Raw genomic sequence first — 23,412 nt, forward strand, 5'->3', positions numbered from 1 at the left:
GTGGTTGCACTCGGCCGGCAGCGTCGACACATAATGCCGCGAGTAAATAGATACAGTTAGCCTGTCGCTCGCCCGCACGGACAGCCAGTTGCGAAGTTCTTCGCCGGCTTTTCCTGCCAAAGCTGGCTTCATTGACTTCGGGGATCTCTTCTTGGGGTCGTTGGCGGACTGTGTTGTGGGCGGATCAAAGGACAATGCCTCGTCTTCGAGGAGTTTCGAGATAGCATGAGCACAACGCAAGCAGAAATTTCCACCATCCTCATGGATAAGGTAGCCGATTGGCTGAACCAATCGGTACTTGCCGGCAACGACCTGGAAACATTGGTAAAAGGCTTTTGCGAACGGCTGGCTGCTGCCGGCCTGCCGTTGAAGCGGGTGCATTTGAGCTTTTCGATGCTTCATCCGCTTTATGATGCGCTTGGCTTCACCTGGGTTCGCGGCCGAGGCTTAGAAATCGAAAGCTTCCGCAATGAGCCCGGCGCGCCGTCCGACAGGTTCCTGACCAGCCCATACTATCATCTGCTCAGCAACAAGCTCGACCACCTGCGACGCCGGCTCGACCCGTCGCTGCCATCGGAGTTTCCTGTTTTCGATGATCTCAGGCTTATAGGCGTCACCGACTATTTGGCTTTCGTGCATTCCTTCAACGGCAACGCCAGTCAGGGCATGATGGGGTCCTGGTCCACCGACAGTGCCGCAGGGTTCAGCGACAGCATGATTTCGGCGCTGCTGCGCATCCAGAACCATCTCGCTATGGCAACCAAGATGGCGGTGCTCACCAAGCTCGCCGACAACATGATGACCACTTATCTCGGCGGCGACGCCGGCAGGCGCGTGCTTGACGGTCAGATCAAGCGCGGCGAGGGCGATACAATCCGGGCCGCGCTGGTCATGGGCGACATGCGCGGGTCGTCAAGGCTTGCCGAAACCTCCGGCCGTGAAATCTATATCGATACGCTGAACCAGTTTTTCGACGCCGTTGCAGCACCTTTCAATCGCAAAGGTGGGCAGATCATGAGTTTCATCGGGGATGGCTTCATCGCCGTTTACCCTTGCGAAAGGCATCGCTCGCAGTCCGAGATCGCCTGCCAGGCTGCTCTTGCGGCAGCACGCAGCGCCACAGCGCGCGTGACGGATCTCAATCTGCGCAGAAAGGAAAAGGGGCTAACCGACATAAAATTTGGTATCGGCCTACATGTCGGCAATGTGATGTTCGGCAATGTCGGGCTTACCGACCGGCTCACATTCTCCGTCTTCGGCTCGGCTGTAAACGAGGTCCAGCGCCTCCAGGTACTGACCAAGAAATATCCGCACAGCATTCTCGCCAGCAAGGACTTCGCCAGCTATTGCGGCGCCAGCAACTGGCTGACGCTCGGCAGCGAGGAACTGGCTGGCATCAAGCAGAAACTGACGGTGCTCTCACCCGATCTGTCGGGTGCTCTCGCAGTCGATGAAGACGGTGCGCTGGAGCCGGTTTATGACCGAAGATCGGACGCCGAGCAGGTCATGCTGCTTCACCGCGATGCCGCGCGGCTGTCGGCGGGCGACCCGAGCAAGCTCCAGTAACCGCCACGACCTGATCCGAAGGGCCCCAGATAGACAGTCCGCTCGCCGGTTCCGCCGCTGGCGACCGTTCCGAATCCAAGTTGCTCTAAGCTGGCAATAGGTTAGTCTCGCTTCCGAACCTGCCAGATTGGGGCTGGTGTGGAATGAATTCGGGTGTTGATCTGCTGCGGATCGAGGATGTTGGCATCTCTTTTGCCATCATCGGCGGACCGTTGCATGCCGTCAGGCGCGCAAATCTTCGCGTCCTGCCCGGCAAGGTTACCGCGCTTGTGGGCGAGTCCGGCTCCGGAAAATCGGTTCTCAGCCAGGCAGTGATGGGCATTCTGCCGGGATCAGCCCATGTTCGCGGCCGTATCCTGTTCTCCGATCCCGAAAGGCCCGGCACCACGCAAGATATCCTGAAGATGCCACGTGACGGACCCGAAATCCGGGCATTGAGAGGCAGCCGCATCGGCAAGATCTTTCAGGAGCCGATGACATCGCTGTCGCCGCTGCACACGATCGGCAACCAGGTCAGCGAATCCTTGCAGATTCATACCCCCATGGCTCGGGCGGAGCGCAAGGCGCGGACCGAGGAAATGCTCGGTCTGGTCGGCTTTCCGAGTCCCAAACGCGCCTATGATATGTATCCCTTTGAGCTTTCAGGAGGATTGCGTCAGCGCGCCATGATCGCCATGGCGCTCATCTGCCGGCCCGCCCTGTTGATTGCCGATGAGCCGACGACGGCGTTGGACGTCACCATCCAGGCGCAAATCCTACATTTGCTGCGCGGCCTTCAGACCAAGCTGAACATGGCGATGTTGCTGATCACCCACGACCTCGGCGTGGTCGCCAACGTCGCCGACGAGGTCGTGGTCATGTACCATGGCGAGATCATGGAAGCGGGACCTGTCGAGGCGATATTCCGCCGACCAGGTCACCCCTACCTGAAGGGCCTGATGGCAGCCGTTCCGCATTTCGACCTGAAGCCTGGCGAAAGGCTAAAGGCGTTGCGCGAGGTGCCGGTGAATGTCGAGAGCCTGCTCGGCAAGCAGACGGCGCCGCCGTCGAAGGGGCCAGACGATATCCTGTTGTCGGTCAGGGATCTGAAAAAGACCTTCACAATCCGCAAGTCCGGATTGTTTGGGGGGGATCATCAAACCACGGTTCGCGCCGTGGGCGGCGTGAGCTTCGATATCAGGCGCGGCGAGTGCCTGGGGCTGGTCGGCGAAAGCGGCTCCGGCAAAACCACGGTCAGCAAGATCCTTATGCGGGCTATCACCCCTAGCGGCGGCTCTGTGACGTTCAACGGCCGCGATGGAGCGATCGACGTCTTGCAAGGCGAGGGAGACGCCCTGCGCATGCTGCGCGCCAAAATCCAGATGGTCTTCCAGGATCCGGTTTCATCGCTGTCACCTCGCATGACGGTGGAGAACATCCTGAGCGAGCCGCTGGAGATCCATCAACGTGGCGATGCCGCGTCCCGACTCGCCACTGTCAAGAGCCTGATGCAGGCGATCGGGCTCGATCCGCGCTTCATCAAGCGCTATCCCCACAGTTTCTCCGGCGGGCAGCGTCAGCGTATCGGCATCGCGCGCGCGTTGGCGCTGGGCCCTGAACTGCTGATCTGCGACGAGCCGGTTTCGGCGCTCGACGTCTCTGTCCAGGCGCAGATCTTGAACCTGCTGAAGGACCTGCAGAAGGAACTGGGCCTGACCTACCTGTTCATATCGCACAATCTGGCGGTGGTGGACTACATGGCAGACCGAATCGCAGTGATGTGCGGCGGGCGTATCGTCGAGCTTGCGCCACGCGAAACTCTGCTGAGGAAACCGATCCACCCCTACACGCGCTCACTCGTCGCCGCAGTACCTTTCCCCGACCTCGACAGGCCGATGGATTTCAAGACGCTGAAGCTCAGCGGCGCTTCCGACACCAGCGCATGGGGACCGCAATTCCGCGACGAGGGCGACGAGGATGTACTGTCGCCGCTCGATCTTGGTGGCGGTCACCTCGTGCTGGCCCGACGTTCGGCCGATGCCAGCGAGCTACGCCATTGATCAGCCGGCGCACCGTCCTTGGACTCATGGCTTCGGCGTTTGTGCCGGGCGCGTTGCGCGCAGGCGATCTGGAGCCGGAATTTCTTCAGCCGCTTCTGAAGGCCCTGGCCCTGCCGGCACTCTCCGAGCGCTTGCCCAAGAGCCCGCGCGTGTTGAATCTCGCTGCGATGGGGCGGCAGCCCGGCCAGTATGGCGGCACGCTGCGCACGATCATCGGCAGTCAGAAAGATATCCGGATGATGACGATCTACGGATATGCTCGCCTCGTCGGCTATGACGAAAAGCTCAACTTGCAAGCCGACATTCTTGAAAGTTTCGAGGTGGCAGACGATCGCGTCTTCACCTTCAAGATACGGGAAGGACATAAATGGTCTGACGGTAGCCTGCTGACGCCGGAGGATTTTCGCTATTGCTGGGAAGATGTCTGGCTGAACGACGAACTTTCGCAAGGCGGGCTCGCCCCGGCCCTGCTGGCCGACGGCAAACCGCCACGCTTCGAGATCGTCGATCCGTTGACGGTCCGTTATACCTGGGATGCGCCGAATCCCGACTTCCTGCCCAAGCTCGCTGCTGCTTCGCCGCTATCGCTTGTTCTGCCGGCCGCCTATCTCAAGCAGTTCCACAAGAAATACCAGGATCCATTCCGGCTCGCCGGCCTGATGGAGGAGAGCAGGGCCAAGAAATGGACGCTCCTGCATATCCGCATGTCGCGGCAGTATCGCCCGGAGAACCCGGAACTGCCGACGCTCGATCCCTGGCGGAACCGGACCAAGCCGCCGGCTGAGCAGTTCGTCTTCGAGCGCAATCCGTTCTTTCACCGCATAGACGAGAATGGCCGGCAACTGCCCTATGTTGACCGGATTGTCATGAATGTGAGCTCGTCGGCGATTATTTCCGCCAAGACCGGCGCGGGCGAGAGCGACCTGCAATGCATGGGAATTGATTTCAGCGATTACTCCTTCCTGAAGGACGCGGAGAAGCGCTACCCGGTCAAGATGCATCTCTGGAAACGCACACAGGGTTCGCGACTGGCGCTGCTGCCCAATCTGAATTGTGCCGACCAGGTCTGGCGTGGCCTTTTTCGCGACGTGCGCGTGCGTCGAGCACTGTCGCTCGCTGTGCACAGGCGCGAGATCAATATGGCCGTGTTCTATGGATTGGCGCAGGAAAGTGCCGATACGGTCCTGCCGGAGAGCCCGCTCTACCGGCCCGAATTCGCGAAAGCCTGGGTTACCTACGATCCTGATCAGGCCAATGCCCTACTCGACGAGGTCGGGCTTCAGACGCGTGACAATGACGGCCTGCGGATACTTCCCGATGGACGCCCGGCGCAGATCGTCGTGGAAACGGCCGGCGAAAGCACGCTGGAAACGGATGCGCTCGAGCTCATCAGCGATCACTGGCGCCAGATCGGTATCGCCCTGTTCATCCGGACTTCGCAGCGCGACATCTTTCGCAGTCGCGCGCTTGGCGGCCAGATCATGATGTCGATGTGGTCGGGCATCGACAATGGCGTGCCGACCGCCGATATGAACCCGTACCAGCTGGCCCCCACCATTGACGACCAACTGCAATGGCCGCTCTGGGGTGCTCACTACTTGTCTCGTGGCAGGCTCGGCGAGGCGCCCGATCTTCCGCCTGTGGTCGAGTTGATGACCTTACTCAAGCGCTGGAACGCATCGACCGAAGCCACGGAGCGCGCTGAAATCTGGAATTCAATGCTGTCGATCTATACCGATCAGGTGTTTTCGATCGGCACGGTGAACGGAACATATCAGCCGGTTCTGGCCTCCTCGCGGCTGCGCAATCTGCCTGACAAGGCGCTCTACGGCTACGACCCGACCGCCTATTTCGGTGTCTACATGCCCGATACATTTTGGCTTGGAGAGTCCTGAGCGTGCTTCGATATATTGTCTGGCGCCTCGCCGTAATGGTTCCAACGCTGCTGATCATATCGGCGCTTGTGTTCACGATCATCGAACTTCCCCCAGGCGACTATTTCGACAGCTATGTTGCCGAGCTTCGGGCTCAAGGCGAAGCGGTGGATTCCGACCGCATCGAGATGATGCGGAAGGACTATGGTTTCGACAAGCCGCCGGTCATTCGCTACTTCTACTGGGTCGGCGGGATGCTGCACGGCGATTTCGGCTATTCCTTCGAATATGAGCTGCCGGTTCGCGACGTGATCGGGGACCGAATGTGGCTGACCGTGCTGGTTTCCTTCGTCACGATCCTCTTCACCTGGCTCATCGCCTTTCCGATCGGCATGTACTCGGCCACGCATCAATACAGCTGGGGCGACTACGGCCTGACTTTCTTCGGCCTTCTCGGCCTTGCCATCCCGAACTTCATGCTGGCGCTGATCCTGATGTATTTCGCCAATATCTGGTTCGGCACGTCCGTCGGCCATCTCATGGACCAGCAATATCTCGGCGAGCCGATGAGCTGGGCCAAGGCGAAGTCGATCCTCGCCCATCTCTGGATCCCGGTCTTGATCATCGGCACCGGGGGCACGGCAAGCATGATCCGGCGGCTGCGCGCCAATCTGCTCGATGAGCTTCACAAGCAATATGTCGTGACGGCGCGCGCCAAAGGCCTTCATCCCTTCAGGACCCTGGTCAAATACCCGCTGCGCATGGCGCTCAATTTCTTCATTTCGGACATCGGCTCTATCCTGCCGGCCATCATTTCCGGTGCCGAAATCACGGCGATCGTGCTGTCTTTGGAAACGACCGGGCCGATGCTGATCAAGGCGCTGCAAAGCCAGGACATGTATCTGGCAGGGTCGTTCCTGATGTTCCTCGCCTTCCTAACGGTCATCGGCGTGCTGATTTCCGATCTGGCGCTGGCACTGCTTGATCCACGAATTCGTTTGCAGGGCGGCAGTACCAAATGAACACGCAATCGCCACTTCCCGCTCCGGGTGCTCCGCTGCAACACTATGTTTCCATCGCGCCCTTTGACCTGCAGTCGGTCGAGGCAATGACGCCGGAGCAGTCGAAGGTCTTTCAGGCGTCGCAGTTGCGGCTGATGTGGTGGAAATTTCGACGGCACCGGCTTGCTCTTGTATCCGGCATATTCCTGGCGGTGCTCTATTTCGCGATACTGATCTGCGAGTTCCTGGCGCCCTACAATCTGCACACGCGCAACATGGACTACATCTATGCGCCGCCGCAGCGGGTGCACCTGTTCCACAACGGCCAGTTCGTCGGGCCGTTCGTCTACGGCCGCCAAATGACGCTGGATATGGACACGCTGAAGCGGAACTACATCGACCAACAGGACGATGTTCAGCGGATCCGCTTCTTCTGCAAGGGCGACAGCTACCGGTTCTGGGGCCTGATCGAAGGTGACAGGCATTTTGTCTGCCCTGCCGAAAACGGCCAGCTCTTCCTGGCCGGCACTGACAGGCTGGGGCGCGATGTGCTCTCGCGCATCATCTATGGTGCACGCATTTCACTGACGATCGGCCTCGTCGGCATCAGTTTCAGCTTCCTGCTCGGTATAGTCATCGGCGGACTGGCCGGCTATCACGGCGGCATCTTCGACCTGATCGTTCAACGGATAATCGAAGTTCTGCAATCGATCCCCAGCATTCCGCTATGGCTGGCTCTGGCGGCTATCATGCCGATAACCTGGAGTCCGATCCTGATCTATTTCGGCATCACCGTCATCCTCGGGCTGCTCGACTGGACCGGATTGGCGCGGGCCGTGCGTTCAAAGCTTTTGGCGTTGCGAGAGGAGGATTACGTTCTGGCCGCGCAATTGATGGGCGCCAGCAGCGGCCGCATTATCCGGCGGCACCTCATTCCGGGCTTCATGTCGCATCTGATCGCGACGGCGACGATCTCCATACCCGGCATGATCCTGGGCGAGACGGCGCTGAGCTTCCTCGGGCTCGGCCTGCGGGCACCGATAACCAGTTGGGGCATCCTGCTTACTGAGGCGCGCAGCGTCAGTGTGATCGCGTTTTATCCATGGCTACTTTTGCCGATCCTCCCCGTCATACTCGTCATTCTGGCGTTCAACTTCCTCGGCGACGGCTTGCGGGACGCTGCGGATCCCTACAAATGACATCGCCAGTCCGCCGCGCTTCAAGGCGCAGACTCCGCCCGGTTCGTCGGGGGCCTGTTCTGTTGCTGTGTTGACCGTTCGCCTCTATATGCGGCGACGCCGGATCGGGCTAACACGTTGCTCTCGGGCTTCATCCTGGTCGCAGGCATTGCCGGTCTCTTGAGCTGGTTCAGGACACACAAACGCATATGAGTCGCCTCGAAAGTTTCATCCGCAGGCTGACCGCACAGCGCGACATTCTCGATCAAGTCTGCGCGGAGGTGGCGAAGATCGAGGGTCCCATCCTTGAGCTCGGCCTCGGCAATGGCCGGACGTTCCACCATCTGCGCGAGCGTCTGCCCGGCCGACGGATCGTGGCGTTCGACCGCGCACTTGCCGCACACGCCAGCTCAATTCCCGAAGCTGAAAACCTCGTGCTCGGCGAAATCCGCGAGACGGCGAGCAGGTTCATCGGCATCGAGGCCGCTCTTGTTCATGCCGACATCGGCACCGGCTATGAAGATCGCGATGCAGTGACCTCTACCTGGCTCCCCGAACTGACCGCGCGCCTGCTTCGCGTCGGAGGCATTGCGGTCAGCGGCACGCCGCTCGATCACCCTCAGTTGCAAAGCCTTCCACTGCCGCCTTCGGTACCCGCCGATCGCTATTTTGTCTGCAGGCGCGTCTGAGGTCCGCAACGGCCCAAGTCTTCAGGGGATCGTGTATACCGCTATCTCCCTCTCGATGCCGCGCAGCGAGACCTCGTGTGGCACGGGCGTCAGCGCGTTCCTGTGCAACAGATCGGCGGTGAGATTGTCGTCGACCACCGCGCGCGTGGCGAAGATCGCCTGTGCGTTGGCAAGGTTCTGAACCCGCGAAGCAATGTTGACCGTCTGGCCGAAATAGTCCTGTCGCTCGTTCATAGACACGGCAATGCACGGGCCGGCATGGACTCCGATCTTGAGCAGCAGATCCTCGCGCCCGCTCTTCTCATTGAGCGCACGCATGGCATCGCGCATCCTCAGGGCCGCGGCAATCGCACGATCCGGCGTCGCGAAGGTCGCCATCACCGCATCGCCGATCGTCTTCACCACCGCGCCTGCCTCGGACGCGACGATCTCGTGCAGGACCTGAAAATGCACGCGCACGAGATCGAAGGCTGAAAGATCGCCCACCCGCTCGTAAAGCTCGGTCGATCCGCGCAGGTCGGTGAACAGGAAGGTGAGGCTAGTGATCTTCAGGCGCTGGTTGATGTCGAGCGTATCGGTGCGATAGAGATCGCGGAAGGTCTGGTTGGTGAGCAGGCGCTTGGCTGTCAGGAACGGCCGGCGTTTGCCCAGGAGATCATGCAATTCCTGGCCGGCGATGAAGACCGTCGGCAGCACGCGGGTGTCGGTCCTGTTTTCCAGCGAAATGCGCAACGGGCCGGGTTGCATCTCCAGCGTCTGGTTCTGGACATGCTCGCGGTCGAAGACCAATGAGAGGCTTCGGCGCTCTCTTGTCGGTTCGCCCTTGACGTCGATGAACTGCACTGAATGGGTGACCGGCTCGAAGACGATGATGAATTCGGACGGAAGCTGTACGGGCAGAACAGCCTTTTCACCGGGCGCAAGCTCGATATCCTCCAGCGAGAACGCTTCCATCGTCTTGGCGAAATCCTCTTCCGGCAGGTCGACGCCGGACGCCCAGTAGATCTGGCGGAAATATTCCACCAACGGCAGTTCGTGTGGATTGTGGGCGGCAATCTTGCGCACGCGAGGACTGACCGTGAATGTCACCTCGACCATCTCGTCGAGGGTCGGTGAATAGCCTTCGGAACACAGCGCGCAGGTATATTCGTCCTTCTGCAGGGTTTTCAGCGTGGCGTTGCTGTCGAGCACGCCGCCACAGCCGGGGCATAGAACATTCCAGGAAATGTCGAACAGGCCCACCCGCGCCGCATGCAGAAAGGCGCCTATGGCGCGTTCCTCATCGAGGCCATGCTTGCTGGCGAAGGCTAGAGCATTGATGCGGCAAAGCTCGCGGTCCTTGCCCTCCGCGATGGTTCGCTTGATCGCATCAATTGCCGCCGGATCGACATCGGTCGATTGCCGCAGAAGCGAGAACAGATCTTGAGCTTCGTTCATCGTGCAGGCTCCGGAACAAGTGCGCCGCCGAAACGTGTCGACCGGACCGGTCTTGGTCCGAATGCGCCATTTTACTTCGAAACGGACCCTACGGCCATTCGAATAGACAAGCCGGGCGATAGCTCAAGTCCGTTTGGCGGATTTTCGCCGGCCGCAAGCGGCACTATGATGATCCATGGCCATTTATTTACGCGGGCTCTCCGATGCCGACATCCGACAATCCGCCGTTTCCCGCCACCCTGCGCCTCTTTTCCTTGGTGGTCATTATCGTCCTGGTCGTAGGCGCCGGCCTGTTCTTCGCGCCCGTGCTGGTCAAGCCGCGCTGGCCGTGGGCCGTCACCCCGTTCAATGCCCGCTTCCTTGGTGGCTTCTACACCGCCGAAATGGTCGTGATGGCGGCGCTGCTGTTCTGGAATCGCTGGTCGCCTGGCAGGCTCGTGCTCGTCATGGCGCTCATCTTCACCGTCATCGTGTCGGTGGCGTCGCTCATCAATCTCGGCTATTTCAACTTCGGGCGCAAAGCGCCCTGGCTCTGGTTTCTGGTCTATCTTGGTTCGGTCGCGGTATCCGGGCTATTCTTGTGGCGGGCCAGGGCCCGTCCTTCTGCAAAAGGCGTGACCTTAAGGCCCGCATGGCGCCGCTACATGCCGGTGGAATCGGCAGTCCTTGGGCTCTATGGCGTCGGCCTGTTGCTGTTCCCCCTGACATTCGGCAGCTTCTGGCCATGGCCGGTCGATGGCTTCCACGCTCAGGTCTACAGCGCCATCTTCCTCGCGGGGGCGGGCGGCATATATGTCGTCTGGAGAAGCGCGCCGCGCGAGGAACTGCTGGTGCTGGGCTTGGCGCAGTTGCTGGTTGGCCTGCTTGCCATTGTTGGACTCGTCATCACCGACGCTGCCGTGCACCGGATCGACTGGGCGGCGATCGGGACATTGTGCTGGCTCGCCCTTTTCGGCTGGATCGGCATCAGCGGCGTCTTCAAAATCTGCGCCGCCACTCGGTATTTTAGGGCGCAATCGGCATCATAGGTTCTAGAGACAGCTGGATTTTCAGGTGACGTAGGGTGCATCGTACCGTGCCGATTGCCATCGCCGGGCACGTTATGACCAACACAACCTCGCCATCCCCCGAGAAAATCCAGCCGCAGCTCCGATCCGTTCGGCTAAGCGATGCGGAGGCGCTTTGCGCCATCTTCAACATGCCGGGCTTCCGCTGGGGCACGCTCAGGATGCCTTTCGAGATGGTGGAGCAGGTGGAGCAGCGCATCGCCAAGTCCGGCCAGGAAACCACCTGGATCGTTGCGGAGGTGGAGGGCAGGGTCGTCGGCCATGGCAGCCTGGTCGTGCAGGGCTCGCCGCGCCGTTCGCATATCGGTGAGATCAATATCGGTCTTGACGATGCCTTTGTCGGCAAAGGCATCGGCTCTGCCATACTTGGCGCGCTGCTCGACGTGGCCGACAACTGGCGCGCTCTGAAGCGGGTCGAATTGACCGTCTATGCCGACAACGAACCGGCCATGCGCCTCTACAAAAGCCACGGCTTCGAGGTCGAAGGTCGGCATGTGAAGGCCGGCTTTACCGACGGGCAGTACCACGACCTCCTGAGCATGGCCCGGCTGCGATTCTGAGGTCCGCTGTTCAGTGTTAACTGTTTGGCCAACCTAGCAATCCAAGCCGAGTTGGCGAACTGGTGGTTGCCGATGGAGAACTCTGTAGGATAATTTCATCTCACACCGTTCTGATCGAGTTGACGATCCATGTGTGGGCCGGCATCCAGAAAGTCTGGTCTCCCTTGGCGTTTGCACCGCGAGGCGCCAGACGGGACAGATGACCACCGTGGCTGACCCAATCCCTACGCCTCCGGTGGAAATTCTGGCCGTGCTGTCGCTGCTCTGCCCGGAGGTCGTGCGTGACATCGAGCAGAACTGGAACGCACCGGTTTCCGATTATGCCCGCCATCTGTGGCGGCCGGTGGCAAGGCCTGCATCGGGCCCGGCGATCGCTGCCCGCTCGATCCTGCGCGACGTGCTGCATCAGCGTCTTGGTGCGATCATGCAGCCTGAAGAGGTCGGGAAGGCCCTCGACGAGTTCGAGCACAGACCGGTGATTCAGTCCGGCCTGCACTGTCTGCTTCTGATGGACCGGATCACCTTCGACGCCCTGCTGCTTGCCTGGCTCGGCGCGGTCGAAAGCGGGCTCTCGGCCTTCTTCTGCTTCATGGGAACGACGATGACCATGGAGACAATCGGCCGGGAGGGGCCCGGATGGCTCGATGTCGGCGACGACAAGGTCAACCTGTTTGGCATGGGGCGCCACAAGCTTTGCCGCAAAAGCGCCTGCGCGGCCGGTCCCGTCTTCCTCAACAAACGCGCGCTCGAAGCGGTTGGTGATGAAACGGATGCCAGCCGCTGGCTGGGCACACTGCTTGCCAGCCGGGACAAGATGTTTGTAACCGCGGCCGACGCGGTCACAGCCCTCAACGAGGATCTGGTCGCCAATTGGGATGGTTCCGACATGACTTGGCCGGTTTTCATCGATGATCGGCTGGCCGCGGCCGCCATGGCTCGGCATCTGGAATATGACGGCAGCCTTCTTTCCAGGCTGCTGTTTAAGTCGGCGAGGCGCCAGCGTCTCGAACGTGCCTTGGAAGAGACCGCATCGAGACCATTTGGCAGATTCCTGCCCAATGCCACAGCCTATTTCTGGGGCATCCGCGACGAGCGTGTGCGCAAGCTCGTCCTCGAGAACGGGCACCTGATCGAGCCCGACAGGCCGCATGGTCTTTCCATGCCGTTCGAGCGAACGCATCTCAAGCAGGCGCTACTGGAAGGCGTGCTGCTGCCGAACTTGTTCCTGACGTTCCTGGTTCTTGCCATACTGCCGCGGGTGCGGGTTGTGGGCGGCCTGAGACAGATTGGCTATGTGGCGCTTTTCCACTCGATCCTGCTGGCCGCGCTTGACGAGAACGCGCCGGAAGAGCGCGATCTGGCTCAGGAGCTGCAGGTTCGGGAAAATGCCTGGGGCGTGCGGGTCATCGATGAAAAGATCTCGGTCCGCGAGCAGCTTGCCGGCCTGCCGCAAGGGGGGCTCTTCCCGAATCTGCTGCGGCAGTATCGCTTGGAAACACTTGCCGAGACGACCGACGACCTGAAACTGGTTCGAGAAGACGCTCGATGGCGCAAGATCGGCCTGGCAGAGATCAAGCCGACCTGAGCTTCGCATCAGGTTTTATTCGCGGAGAGTCCATTCGCTATCGGCCGCAGTTCAAGGCCTGACCTGACATGGCCTCACTTGTCATTGCACGATACCGGCCTTGCGGAGCCCGTCGACGATGAGTTCGAAATCGGCAGGGTTCTTGTAGGGCAAGACCTTGCGTCGGTAGTCGAGCGAATAGTCGGGATTGACGCGAAGCACCTCCTGCCATGCCTCGCGGGCCTCGGCGAAACGGCCCAGATGGCCGTAGCTGGCGGCCAGAAGCGCGCGCGAGACATCGGTGACAGCGTTGCGAGCCAGCCGCTGCAGCAAGAGGTCAACGGCCTCTTCGTACCTTCCGAGTTGAAACGATGCCAAAGCCTGGAAATGCAGAAGCACATCCGGAAAGTATGGATTCAAGGTCTTGCCCCGGGCGTAACTCTCGAGCGCCTGTTCGGATCTGCCCGAATAGTGCAGCGCCTCGCCGAGGATCACGTGCCCTTCGGCGAAGTTCGGGTTGAGAGCTATCGCGTGCTCGGCCTCGTCGATGGCTTCATCGTGCCGTCGTGTATACAGCTTCACGATAGCCAGTGCCCAGTGCGCCCAGGGATCGCTGTCATCCAGCGTTACCGCTCGCGTTGCAGCCTCTTCCGCTTGCGCCATCGATTCCGGCGGCGACGCACTCCACCTGTTCAGGTGATCGAGCCCGTGCGTGAGGGCGAGGAAGGCGTGGGCAGAGGCAAACTTCGGGTCCAGTTCGATCGCACGTTGCAAGAGGTCGCGGGCTGCGACGTTCGTCTCCTTCGTCAGCCGGTGCCACAGCTCCCGGCCCCGCATGAAATAGTCATACGCCTGCGTGTTGCGCGCATACTCGGGCGCCAGCCGCTGACGGTCGCCTTCGGTGAGATTGAGCGCCAACGCTCCGACGATCTGCTGCGTCACGTCGTCCTGCACGGCGAATATATCGGTCAGGTCCCGATCGAACCGCTCCGCCCAAAGATGGCCCCCCGAGGCTGCATCGATGAGCTGCGCGGTGATGCGCACCCTGTTCCCCGACTTGCGTACGCTGCCCTCGAGTACATGCCGCACGCCGAGCTTCGAGCCCACCTCCTGCACATGGACGTTCTGCCCCTTGAAGGTGAACGACGAATTGCGTGCGATGACGAAGAGCTGCGACAGTTTGGACAGCGCCGTGATGATGTCCTCAGAAATGCCGTCGGCGAAGTAATCCTGTTCGGCGTCACCGCTCATGTTGGCGAACGGCAGGACGGCGATCGACAGTTTCGGCGGCGCTGCCGTCGCGGGCCGGCTCGCCGCGGTTTCCGGGGTCGCGGCCGCCTTGGTCCCGGCGCTGCCGACTTGCAGCGAATAGACCCGGATCGGCTCGGCGATGTTCTTGAGTTGTGTGCTGCCGAGATCGCTGACCGAGAGGTCGAGCCGCGCCTTGACCTGGCGATAGGCATCCTCGGACAGGCAGATGGCGCCGGGCGCCGCGACGCCCTCTAAACGCGAGGCGATGTTGACGCCGTCGCCCATCAGGTCGCCGTCGCTCTCTTCGACCACATCGCCCAGATGGATGCCGATCCTGAACTCGATGCGGCGGTCCTGCGGCACGCCGGCATTGCGCTCGACCATGCCGTTCTGAACCTCAATGGCGCAGCGCACGGCATCCACCACGCTGCGGAACTCGACCAGCGCTCCATCCCCCGTGCGCTTGATCACCCGCCCGTTGTGCACTGCGATGATTGGATCAATCAGGTCGCTGCGCAGTGCCCGCAACCTCGCCAAAGTACGATCTTCGTCCTCGCTCGCGAGCCGGCTGTATCCAACCACATCTGCAGCGAGGATTGCGGCCAGCTTCCGGTTTTCGCTCATGGGCACGTGTCCTCGGCTCCATAATAGCAGGAAGGCGGAGGCTAAGAGGGAATTTTCGTGGACGACGGCTACGCAGACGCGCGAGTCGGCAGCGCTCTGCCACCGGGCCTGGACCGATCGCTCGATGCCCCATTTGCGCTGCCGCTTGCTGGCCGACGACTATCGGTTCATTCTTGTCTGAATACCCGGCCGTGAAGTGCGTGGCGAGATCACGCCGTCATGGCTCCAGTGAGGTCTTGCTCGATGGACTGCTCGGGCTGCGGTTTCGAGGTTGAGGGCGGTTTCGCTTTCTGTCCGAAGTGTGGCAGGCGCCAGCCCGTGCCATGCGCCAACTGCGGCTACCTGTGCGCACCCGATTTCGAGTTCTGTCCGAAATGTGGGGCAAGCGTCGGTGCGACGGTAAAAGCCGTCGAACGGCCTGCTCCGACATCAAGCCGGACCATTGTGCCGCCTTCTCGAACTCCGTCGCTGCTCGCGAACATCGAAAGCGAAGATGATGGGTTGCATCCCGTCTCTGAAGCCGATCGCAGGACGGTGACGGTCCTGTTCGCCGACCTTTGCGGCTTCACGACACTCAGCGAGCAGCTCGACCCCGAGGTGATGCAAGCGCTGCAGAACCAACTGTTCAAGGAATTGACGGCAGCCGTGCGAAACTTTGGCGGTTTCGTCGACAAATTCATCGGCGATGCATTGCTTGCCTTGTTCGGTGCGCCGGTCGCGCATGAGGACGATCCGGAACGTGCGCTTCGCGCCGCTCTCGACATGATGGCCCGGACGACGCGGCTCGGCGAAAGCGCTCCCCACTCCGGCTCGCCTCTGTTGCTCCACATCGGCATAAACACTGGTCCGGTCGTCACTGGCGGATTGGGCATCGGCACCGCCAAATCCTATTCGGTGACCGGCGACACAGTGAATACGGCGCAACGCTTGCAATCGCTGGCCGCACCGGGTGAGGTTCTGGTAGGCGAACTCACTCACAGGCTGACCCGGCATGCCTTCTCTTTTGAGCCGCTGGGTGATGTTGTGCTTCGCGGCAAAGCAGGCAGTGTGCTCGTCCATCGACTGGACGCACCGCTTGCGTTGCCGCGCGCAGCGCGTGGGCTCGAGGCGCTCGGCCTCAGCGCGCCGATCATAGGTCGTGGTGCGGAGCTCCATAGAATGCTGGCCAGCCTTGACCAGGCGTGCGGCGGCTCGGCCCAACTTGTTCGCCTCGTCGGAGAAGCCGGTATCGGGAAATCGCGGCTGGTGAAGGAGTTTGTCGCCCGCGTCGGCGACGAGGATCGTTTTCGCAACGTCGCCGTGCGGCAGGCCACATGCTCCCCGCTGGGCGAACAATCCTTTGGCGCCTTGGGCGCAGTGGTGCGCAGCGCTGCCGGGATGATGCAAAGCGATAATGGGGACGAAATGCGGGCGAAGCTCGCAGGCTTGCTGACTGACCTCGGCCTGCAGGGCGAGGAGGCGAAGCGGCTGATGCCTTTGCTCTACCATGTGCTTGGCCTTGGCGACCCCGATGCCACCTTGCAGCATGTCGAGCCCGAGCAGCTGCGGAGGCAAATTCTCTACGCAGTCCGCACGATCATCGAACGGCGGCTTGCGTTGTCGCCGCTGTTGATTGTCGTCGAAGATCTGCACTGGGCCGACGCCGTGTCGCTCGAGGCGCTGCGTTTCGTGATGGACAGGTTGGAACGCACGCGGTTGATGTTGCTGGTCACGCATCGTCCGGCGCCGGACAACGACCAGCTCGACTCAAGCCGGGTCAGTCACACAGCGCTCAGGCTTTCGCCGCTCAACACTGATGACGGACGCGGGCTGCTGGCGGCGCTGTTCGGTGAGAGCTGGGTAAAGTCCGCAGGCAGGCTTGTCGACCAGATCCTCGAGCGCGCCGGCGGCAACCCGCTTTTTATAGAGGAGATCGTTCGCGGCCTGATCGATCGCGGTGTGCTGATGCGCGAGGGCCAGCGATGGCGGACTGCGGCAGGCGAAGTCGCAACCGGCATTCCCGCCACTATCCAGGCAATGCTGCTTGCCCGGGTCGACCGGCTGCCCCAGGAGGTGCGCCGGTTGGCCCAGGAAGCCGCGGTGATCGGCCCGCGCTTCGATGCCACACTTTTGAAAGCCGTGACAGCCGAACCCGGCCGCTTGGAAGCCGGCTGCGAACTGCTTTGCGATGCCGAAATCATCGAGGAGGTCGCCGGATCAGGCTCGATCTCGTCGCCAAGCTACCGCTTTACGCAAACGTTGCTGCAGGACGTGATCTACCAAAATCTGCTGTTGCAACGCCGGACCGATATCCACGGGCGGGTCGGTGCCGCCTTGGAGCAACTGTGTGGCGACAAGCCGGAACGGCTCGAGGATTTGACCGTGCTCGGTCATCATTTCGCGCATAGCGCGGAGCGGGAGAAAGGCGCGCATTATTTGCAGGCGGCGGGCGATCGCGCTCGCATGATATACGCCAACGACGACGCCCTTCGTTTCTACGAGCGAGCGTTGACTGCGTTGGGCGCGATCGGGCAAACGCCGCTCAAATTGGCAATCGCGGAGCGCATTGCCGATTTGAGCGGCCCGGTAGGCCGCCGCGAGGTCGCGCACCAGCACTACGAAACAGTGCTGCAGGCATATCGCGAGTCAGGCAATCGCGTCGCGTCGGCACGAGTTTTGCGCAAGATCGGTCGGCTGCTCTGGGACGTCGGCAAGCGGGACAACGCAGAAACCCGCTATGCTGAAGCCGCGGCGCTCCTCGAAGGAGCGGATGCCCCGATCGAGCAGGCGCAGCTGTGGCAAGAACGTGGCCGACAGGCGTTCCGTAGCGGAGATCACACTCGCGCAGCAAAATGGGCAGACGCGGCGCTGGACGGCGTACGCACTCTGACAACGGAGCATGTCTCCGAGGAAGGGCGTGACGCCACGCTTGTGACCGCCGAGGCACTCAACACCAAGGCTGTCGCGCTGGCTCGCCTTGGGCGAAACCTTGAAGCGGTACGCCAGATTGAGCGTAGCATTGAATTGGCCGAAGCCGCCGGCCTGCTGGGCGCGGCCTGCCGCGGCTACACCAATCTCGGCGTGCTTTACACGACCATCGATCCGGCACAGGCCATAAAGGTCTGTCGGCGCGGCCTTGAAGTGGCGCGCCATATTGGTGATTTGGGTTTTCAGGCGCGCCTCCTCGCGAACCTGGCGGTTGCTTGTTGTACTTTCACGGATCGCTGCCCAACGGAGGGCGTGCCTGCTGCCGAGAAGGCCATCGAGATCGACCGGGCACTCGACCAGCGCGAGCATCTGCCGGTGCCGTTGATCGTGCTTGCGCAGATCCACCAGTGCAACGGTCGTCCGGAACTGGCGGTTGGCTTGTTCCACGAAGCACTGGACGTAGCGCGCGAAACGAGTGAACCCCAACTGCTGTTTCCGTGCTATGATGGTCTGGCAACGCTTAATCTCGACCTCGACAATCTGGCCGAGGCCGAACGCTACTTTTCCCTGGCGCAGGGTGTATGCGCCCAGCACGGGCTAGACCCGGAAGCGCTTGTGGTGCTGCCTTTTCTCGACTAGCCGGGTGGGAGGTTGAACAATGTCCGCGCGTATTGACTTGGTACCGCTTCAACCGGGCGATCGTGCGCCGAACGTGGTGCTCGACGCCATTACCCAGGAAGGCAAGATCGCGCTTGACGACTTCCGCGGACAAAAACCAGTGCTGGTTGGCCTGTTTCGAGGTCTGCATTGTGCGTTTTGCCGGCGCCATATCGCCGCCCAGGCGCGGCTTGATCCGGAACTGCGCGAAAAGGGAGTGGAAAGCCTGACGGTGGTCAACACGCCGATCGAACGGGCGCGCCTCTATTTCCGCTACCACCCGATGCCGAATCTGCTTGCGGCTTCCGACCCTGAACGCGCTTCGCATCGTGCTTTTGGACTGCCCAATCTCGAATTCACCCAAGACGACACGAACTGGCCGTACAAGGTCTCGATGGCAGCGGCAAAGGATATGCGGGTCGACATACCAGGCGAGTTGCCCGCTCCCATGGATCCTTTTGCGGCCAGCGAATTCCTCGACAAGAAGGACCACTACGAAGTGACCGAGGCCGACCAGCAGATGATGGCAACGGGACACGGACAACTGATCGGTCAATTCCTGCTGGACCGGCAGGGGGTGGTCCGCTGGAGCTTCACGGAGGTTCCAGAGGGTGGGCGATACATGTTTGGGGCGCCGAACCCGCAGGAGCTGATGTCAGCCGTGTCCCAGGTCGTTCAATAGACTTGCGAACAAGGTAGTCGGGCGGGACACCGATAAAAAAGCAGAACCCGGTTTGTTCACCGTTCATCCGAGCACGGCCTCGACACGCGCAACAAAGTCTTCGAGCGAGCGATCCCCGCGAACCTCGATGCGCGGAAGGTCGATGGGATCGCAATCGAGATCCGCCGGCCCGTGTTTGCCGCCGAAGCCGATCCGATAGCCGCACTCCCTGGCCAGCCGGCCAAGCCGTCGGTCGGTGACAGAGAAGGGTGCCGCGAACGCCGTGGTTGGCCGACCGGTCCACCGTTCGACGAACATGCGAGAGCGCAGGAGCTCGGCGGCCAAATCAGAACTCGACAGACCATCGATCGCGCGATGCGTCGCCAGATGGCTTCCGAAGAACGCACCTTCGCCGGCGAGACGTCGCACCGTCCCAGCGTCCATAAGCTGCGTCGGCGGACCGCTGTCGATGTCCCACCGTGCACTTTCCCCTACCAAGTCCGTTACCAGGAACACTTCCGCGGTCAGGTCGTTCGCGCGCAAGATCGGCCAAGCATGGTCGGCAAAATTCTGGAAGCCGTCATCGAAGGTGATGAGCACCGGGCGGCCAACGAAAGGTTCACGGTTGGCGATGGACCATCCCAGTTGCTCGGACGTGATGGCGTGAAAGCCATTGGCGCGCAGCCATGCCATCTGGCGGTCGAATGCGGCGGGCGTGAGCCGAAAACGGGCGAGCGCGGCTGGACCATCATCGGCGATGCCGTGGTACATGAGGACAGGGACATGCTGCCGCCGCTCGCTGCGCGCGACGTCGCGGCGCAAGGCCCGTGCCCCGCCCCAGACGATATTTCGCGCGACTCCAACACCGATGGGCGCGTGGATTGGCACATGATCAATCACCGGGTCCGTCGCCACGCCGTCCGGTGACAGGCGGCGGAAGCGGTCTATGCGATAGAGCTCGGTCTGGATCGACCGCTCGAGGACGAGGCCTTCGGTCGCCGCCAGCGTCTCCGAGATCGCTTGTGCGCCGAATGTGTTCCAGTCGAAGCCCGTCCTCTCAACATTGTCTCGGAGCACGAATGCGTGTGCGCTGACGACACTCCCGCCAGGCGTCAACGCCTCAACAAATTTCTTGGCGATGCGCCGCAACTCAGCGAGATCGTCCAGGTAGTAGAGCACTTCCGAACAGACGATCAGATCCATCTTGCCCGGAAGCGTTTCCGCGGAGAAATCCAGTACGCCGAAGTCGACATTCGGCTGATCGCTGCATCGCGCGCGCGCCCGCTCGACGGCTACGCTGGAGATGTCAGTTGCGGTCAAATGGCCGACACGCGGCGCCAGCTGCCGCGTGAAGTGGCCCTCCGCGCAGGCCAGCTCAAGCGCCCGTCCGATGAGACCGGCAGGCAGAATTTCGAGCTGCCGCTCATACTTTTCCTGCTCATAGGGCGAACGATAGTTCCAGGGATCCTCGGTCGCGAAACGGCGATTCCAGAACGACGTGCGATCAGTACCGTTGTCATCCGCGGCCGGTTTACGGCGCGGTGCCGCAAATGGCGCTGCAGGTTCGGCGCTCGACCGAACCAGTTCCTGCGCTTTCGCGGCCAATCGCGCCAGCTTGCCGAAGTGGCTGTCCGGATCGGACGGAGGCTCCGCCATGGACAACGATGCCCCGGCTTCAGACATGTTTGACTTGTCGGCAACGCCGCTCTGCGAGGCCAACTCGATCCAATGGCTCCTTGTCACTTTCCCGAGCGCGCCGAACTGCACGCGAGCCTCGATCCGGCCGTCCATCATCAGATAGGCATAAATTCGATCGATTCCTTCCGGAAGTTCGGTGGAGGCCGGATTTCCGGCGTCGACGCGAATTCCGAGTGTCCGCGCCAATCTGCGCGGCGCGGCGAGATCGTCGGAGTCGAGAAGCATTTGCTCAAGGTGATACTGGACGCGGCGACCCGCTGCGGGATCGTCCCAGACCCTGCCGAGTTCGACGATCAACTCGGTGAGGGGGCCACCGAACCTGTCCCACCTGGCAGCCAATTGCGCTGGCACCGACAGGCTTCCTACCATAAGGCCATCGAAGACCACCCTGGCGATCTCACGCGCCCATTTGCGTGCTGCCGGGACCGCGCGCAGGGACTGCGCGTCGATTGAGCAGGCGCCGCGGCCGCAATCCGACGCGGCGTTCCACAGCTCGAACCACGCGAGTGCTTCGGCAGCGGAGCAGCCGTTCGCGTCGATCGCTCCATTGGCGTGAACCGATGCCGGGTGTTCGACCCTGGGATCAGGAGAAAAGCCGCGGACGATCACGATTGCCGCATCTGCCAGCATCTGCGTCGAATTGCAGGAGAGCGAGTTGGGGCTGACCCGATGGAAAGCGAGAGGCTCGTCGACCATCACCCAACGTTTGCCCAGACGTGCGAGACGCTGCCACAGGTCCCAGTCCTCGCAGGTGCGCAGCGACACATCGAAACCGCCCAACTCGACAATTGTCTTCCGATCGACCAGCAGCGCGTGAGTGCGAATGGCGCGCCGGCGCGCGAAAGTTTCGAAGGGCTCGATCGCAACCTCTGTTGAGATGCTCGACGGGGTCAGTTCGCCGTCGGGCATCACGCGCCGAGAACCGCAATAGGCGGCCACCGCATCGGGAGCGGTTTTCAGAGCGGTCAGCATTTTTGCAAGGAAGCTGGCATCCACCCAATCGTCCGCATCCAGAAACATGAGCCATTGGCCGCGCGCGACCGAAATCCCGCTGTTGCGCGCACCGGCGGCGCTATACGCGCAAGAGCTCAACGTGCGAAATCGGGCATCGTGCTCAACATAACCGGCGATGATCTCGGGGGTTTGGTCCGTGGAGGCGTCATCGACGATGATCGCCTCCCAATCCGCTATATCCTGACCGAGAAGGCAATCGAGTGCGCGCGCCAGCGTTGCCTCGGCGTTGTGCGCAGGAACCACGATTGAAACCAGAGGACTATGCGCCACGCCGTCTTACCCGCGCCTGCTTCCGAAGATAGAACAAGAGGTCCCAAACCATACCCGGCGATTTCCTGCAGGCAAACAAGACCTGAAAACAGGCTTGAGTGGCCCAGCGCGCTCATGCCCCACGATTTGGTCTAGCGTCAGGCCGATGCGCCGGGACGCTGTTTTCGCGTCACATCCCGAGGCACTCGCGCTTACCGAAGGGGCTGTCGGGGCAGACTGGATTAGCGTAAGCTGTTGTCCACAGGGGGTGCAAGCATGCACCGTGTCATCGCCCTAGCGATCCTAGTTCTGGCGGCCGTGTTCAGTTCCGCGAGGGCTGAAGTGCTGATCGGGGTCTCGTCTGCGATGACAGGGCGGCTTGCCTGGATCGGCGAGCAGGGGCAACGCGGCGCGGAGAGGGCGGTGGCCGACCTCAACGCGGCGGGTGGCGTGCTCGGCCAGAAGGTGAGGCTGATCTCGGTCGACGATTTCTGCGATCCCGAGCAGGCGGTCGCGGCCGCCCAGAAGCTGGTGGCCGACGGGGTGGTGCTCGTCGTCGGGCATTATTGCTCTGGAGCCTCGATCCCCGCATCAAAAGTGTATGAGGCGGCGGGCGTCGTGCAAATATCCCCAGGCTCGACCAATCCGCAGCTGACCGAACAGGGCCGTGGCAATGTCTTCCGCACCATTGGCCGCGACGACGCGCAGGGTTTCATCGCCGGCAACTACCTTGCCGATCACTGGGGCGACAAGAAGATTGCAATCCTTCACGACAATTCGACCTATGGGAAGGGTCTCGCCGACGAGACCAGGAAGCAGCTGAACAAACGGGGCGTGACTGAAGCTTTTTACGACGCATACAGGCCTGGGAAGGACGACTATTCAGCCGAGGTCGCTGCGTTGCAGACCGCCGGCATTTCGGCCTTGTATGTGGGCGGGTATCATGCCGACGTTGCGCTGATCGCTCGCGCTGCAGGCGACCGGGACTACACGCTTCAGCTCATATCCGGAGATGCTTTGGCTACCGAGGAATTCGCCCTGATCGCAGGCTCAGCGGCGGAGGGGACCCTGTTCACCTTCCCGGCGGACGCGCGGCGAAACGCCGGCGCGGCCGCGATCGTGGAGCAGTTCCGTGCGGACAACTTCGAGCCCGCGGGCTACACGCTGTTGAGCTACTGCGCGGTCCAGGTCTGGGCCCAGGCGGTGGCGAAGGCAGGTTCGCTGGCGCCAAAGGCGGTCATAGCGGCACTGCGCGAACAGCAATTCGACACCGTCATTGGCAGGGTCGATTTCGACGCCAAGGGCGACCTCACGAGGCAGAGCTGGGTTTGGTACGTCTGGCGGGGCGGGGAGTACGTGCCGGTTGAATAGGGTGC

General features: G+C 61.6%; 15 protein-coding genes. 12 read left to right on the forward strand and 3 right to left on the reverse strand.

Annotated elements, in window-relative coordinates; genetic code table 11:
- The first annotated feature begins 225 nt into the window (after positions 1 to 225).
- The 6 genes from A9K71_RS10000 to A9K71_RS10025 all read left to right on the forward strand — a co-directional run bounded on the left by A9K71_RS10000 (position 226) and on the right by A9K71_RS10025 (position 8,347).
- Entirely contained in the window at positions 226 to 1,566 is a 1,341-nt protein-coding gene (locus A9K71_RS10000) for an adenylate/guanylate cyclase domain-containing protein (RefSeq protein WP_066994087.1), read from the forward strand.
- A 143-nt stretch (positions 1,567 to 1,709) separates the two neighbouring features.
- Complete coding sequence (locus tag A9K71_RS10005) at positions 1,710 to 3,605, forward strand: ABC transporter ATP-binding protein (protein ID WP_066994090.1); 1,896 nt, start codon at positions 1,710 to 1,712, stop codon at positions 3,603 to 3,605.
- A complete protein-coding gene (locus tag A9K71_RS10010; RefSeq protein WP_066994093.1) occupies positions 3,602 to 5,500 on the forward strand; it encodes an ABC transporter substrate-binding protein in 1,899 nt (632 codons plus the stop codon). Before A9K71_RS10005 ends, A9K71_RS10010 begins: the two co-directional genes overlap by 4 nt.
- A 2-nt stretch (positions 5,501 to 5,502) precedes the next feature.
- On the forward strand, positions 5,503 to 6,501 hold the full coding sequence (locus A9K71_RS10015) for an ABC transporter permease (RefSeq protein WP_066994096.1): 999 nt from the start codon (positions 5,503 to 5,505) through the stop codon (positions 6,499 to 6,501).
- On the forward strand, positions 6,498 to 7,679 hold the full coding sequence (locus A9K71_RS10020) for an ABC transporter permease (protein WP_066994099.1): 1,182 nt from the start codon (positions 6,498 to 6,500) through the stop codon (positions 7,677 to 7,679). Before A9K71_RS10015 ends, A9K71_RS10020 begins: the two co-directional genes overlap by 4 nt.
- Before the next feature lie 188 nt (positions 7,680 to 7,867).
- A complete protein-coding gene (locus A9K71_RS10025) occupies positions 7,868 to 8,347 on the forward strand; it encodes a class I SAM-dependent methyltransferase (RefSeq protein WP_066994102.1) in 480 nt (159 codons plus the stop codon).
- Between the two features lie 21 nt (positions 8,348 to 8,368).
- Here the strand turns inward: A9K71_RS10025 and A9K71_RS10030 are convergent, their stop codons facing one another.
- Positions 8,369 to 9,784, reverse strand: a complete 1,416-nt coding sequence (locus tag A9K71_RS10030) for an adenylate/guanylate cyclase domain-containing protein (protein ID WP_066994105.1) — start codon at positions 9,782 to 9,784, stop codon at positions 8,369 to 8,371.
- Positions 9,785 to 10,089: 305 nt separating this feature from the next.
- Between A9K71_RS10030 and A9K71_RS10035 the strand changes: the two genes are divergently transcribed.
- The 3 genes from A9K71_RS10035 (at position 10,090) to A9K71_RS10045 (ending at position 12,996) form a co-directional block, all read left to right on the forward strand.
- Entirely contained in the window at positions 10,090 to 10,812 is a 723-nt protein-coding gene (locus A9K71_RS10035; protein WP_245299578.1) for a hypothetical protein, read from the forward strand.
- Between the two features lie 74 nt (positions 10,813 to 10,886).
- Entirely contained in the window at positions 10,887 to 11,411 is a 525-nt protein-coding gene (locus tag A9K71_RS10040) for a GNAT family N-acetyltransferase (protein WP_066994112.1), read from the forward strand.
- 199 nt (positions 11,412 to 11,610) lie between these two features.
- Positions 11,611 to 12,996, forward strand: coding sequence for a hypothetical protein (locus tag A9K71_RS10045; protein ID WP_066994115.1), 1,386 nt, complete (start codon positions 11,611 to 11,613; stop codon positions 12,994 to 12,996).
- An 81-nt stretch (positions 12,997 to 13,077) separates the two neighbouring features.
- Here the strand turns inward: A9K71_RS10045 and A9K71_RS10050 are convergent, their stop codons facing one another.
- Complete coding sequence (locus A9K71_RS10050) at positions 13,078 to 14,850, reverse strand: adenylate/guanylate cyclase domain-containing protein (RefSeq protein ID WP_066994118.1); 1,773 nt, start codon at positions 14,848 to 14,850, stop codon at positions 13,078 to 13,080.
- 243 nt (positions 14,851 to 15,093) lie between these two features.
- On the opposite strand from A9K71_RS10050, the gene A9K71_RS10060 reads away from it, so the two are divergent.
- Positions 15,094 to 18,396 carry an adenylate/guanylate cyclase domain-containing protein gene (locus tag A9K71_RS10060; protein WP_066994124.1) on the forward strand — a complete coding sequence of 1,101 codons (3,303 nt, stop codon included), beginning with the start codon at positions 15,094 to 15,096 and terminating at the stop codon, positions 18,394 to 18,396.
- A gap of 19 nt (positions 18,397 to 18,415) precedes the next feature.
- Positions 18,416 to 19,096 (forward strand): redoxin domain-containing protein, encoded by a 681-nt coding sequence (locus A9K71_RS10065; RefSeq protein WP_066994127.1) that lies wholly within the window; start codon positions 18,416 to 18,418, stop codon positions 19,094 to 19,096.
- 63 nt (positions 19,097 to 19,159) lie between these two features.
- Here A9K71_RS10065 and A9K71_RS10070 read toward each other — a convergent pair whose 3' ends face one another.
- Positions 19,160 to 22,057, reverse strand: a complete 2,898-nt coding sequence (locus A9K71_RS10070) for a trifunctional glycosyltransferase/class I SAM-dependent methyltransferase/polysaccharide deacetylase (protein WP_066994129.1) — start codon at positions 22,055 to 22,057, stop codon at positions 19,160 to 19,162.
- Positions 22,058 to 22,312: 255 nt separating this feature from the next.
- Here A9K71_RS10070 and A9K71_RS10075 point away from each other — a divergent pair, with 255 nt between their 5' ends.
- Entirely contained in the window at positions 22,313 to 23,407 is a 1,095-nt protein-coding gene (locus tag A9K71_RS10075; protein WP_066994132.1) for a branched-chain amino acid ABC transporter substrate-binding protein, read from the forward strand.
- Positions 23,408 to 23,412: the final 5 nt, after the last annotated feature.

Origin of the sequence: Mesorhizobium sp. WSM3873, assembly GCF_001672445.1 — a bacterium.
Classification (GTDB): domain Bacteria; phylum Pseudomonadota; class Alphaproteobacteria; order Rhizobiales; family Rhizobiaceae; genus Mesorhizobium.

Bases quoted from the DNA above. Each gene is read 5' to 3' on its own strand.
- A9K71_RS10000 (WP_066994087.1), top strand. From the start codon at position 226: ATGAGCACAACGCAAGCAGAAATTTCCACCATCCTCATGGATAAGGTA.
- A9K71_RS10005 (WP_066994090.1), top strand. From the start codon at position 1,710: ATGAATTCGGGTGTTGATCTGCTGCGGATCGAGGATGTTGGCATCTCT.
- A9K71_RS10020 (WP_066994099.1), top strand. From the start codon at position 6,498: ATGAACACGCAATCGCCACTTCCCGCTCCGGGTGCTCCGCTGCAACAC.
- A9K71_RS10025 (WP_066994102.1), top strand. From the start codon at position 7,868: ATGAGTCGCCTCGAAAGTTTCATCCGCAGGCTGACCGCACAGCGCGAC.
- A9K71_RS10030 (WP_066994105.1), bottom strand. From the start codon at position 9,784: ATGAACGAAGCTCAAGATCTGTTCTCGCTTCTGCGGCAATCGACCGAT.
- A9K71_RS10040 (WP_066994112.1), top strand. From the start codon at position 10,887: ATGACCAACACAACCTCGCCATCCCCCGAGAAAATCCAGCCGCAGCTC.
- A9K71_RS10045 (WP_066994115.1), top strand. From the start codon at position 11,611: ATGACCACCGTGGCTGACCCAATCCCTACGCCTCCGGTGGAAATTCTG.
- A9K71_RS10050 (WP_066994118.1), bottom strand. From the start codon at position 14,850: ATGAGCGAAAACCGGAAGCTGGCCGCAATCCTCGCTGCAGATGTGGTT.
- A9K71_RS10060 (WP_066994124.1), top strand. From the start codon at position 15,094: ATGGACTGCTCGGGCTGCGGTTTCGAGGTTGAGGGCGGTTTCGCTTTC.
- A9K71_RS10065 (WP_066994127.1), top strand. From the start codon at position 18,416: ATGTCCGCGCGTATTGACTTGGTACCGCTTCAACCGGGCGATCGTGCG.
- A9K71_RS10075 (WP_066994132.1), top strand. From the start codon at position 22,313: ATGCACCGTGTCATCGCCCTAGCGATCCTAGTTCTGGCGGCCGTGTTC.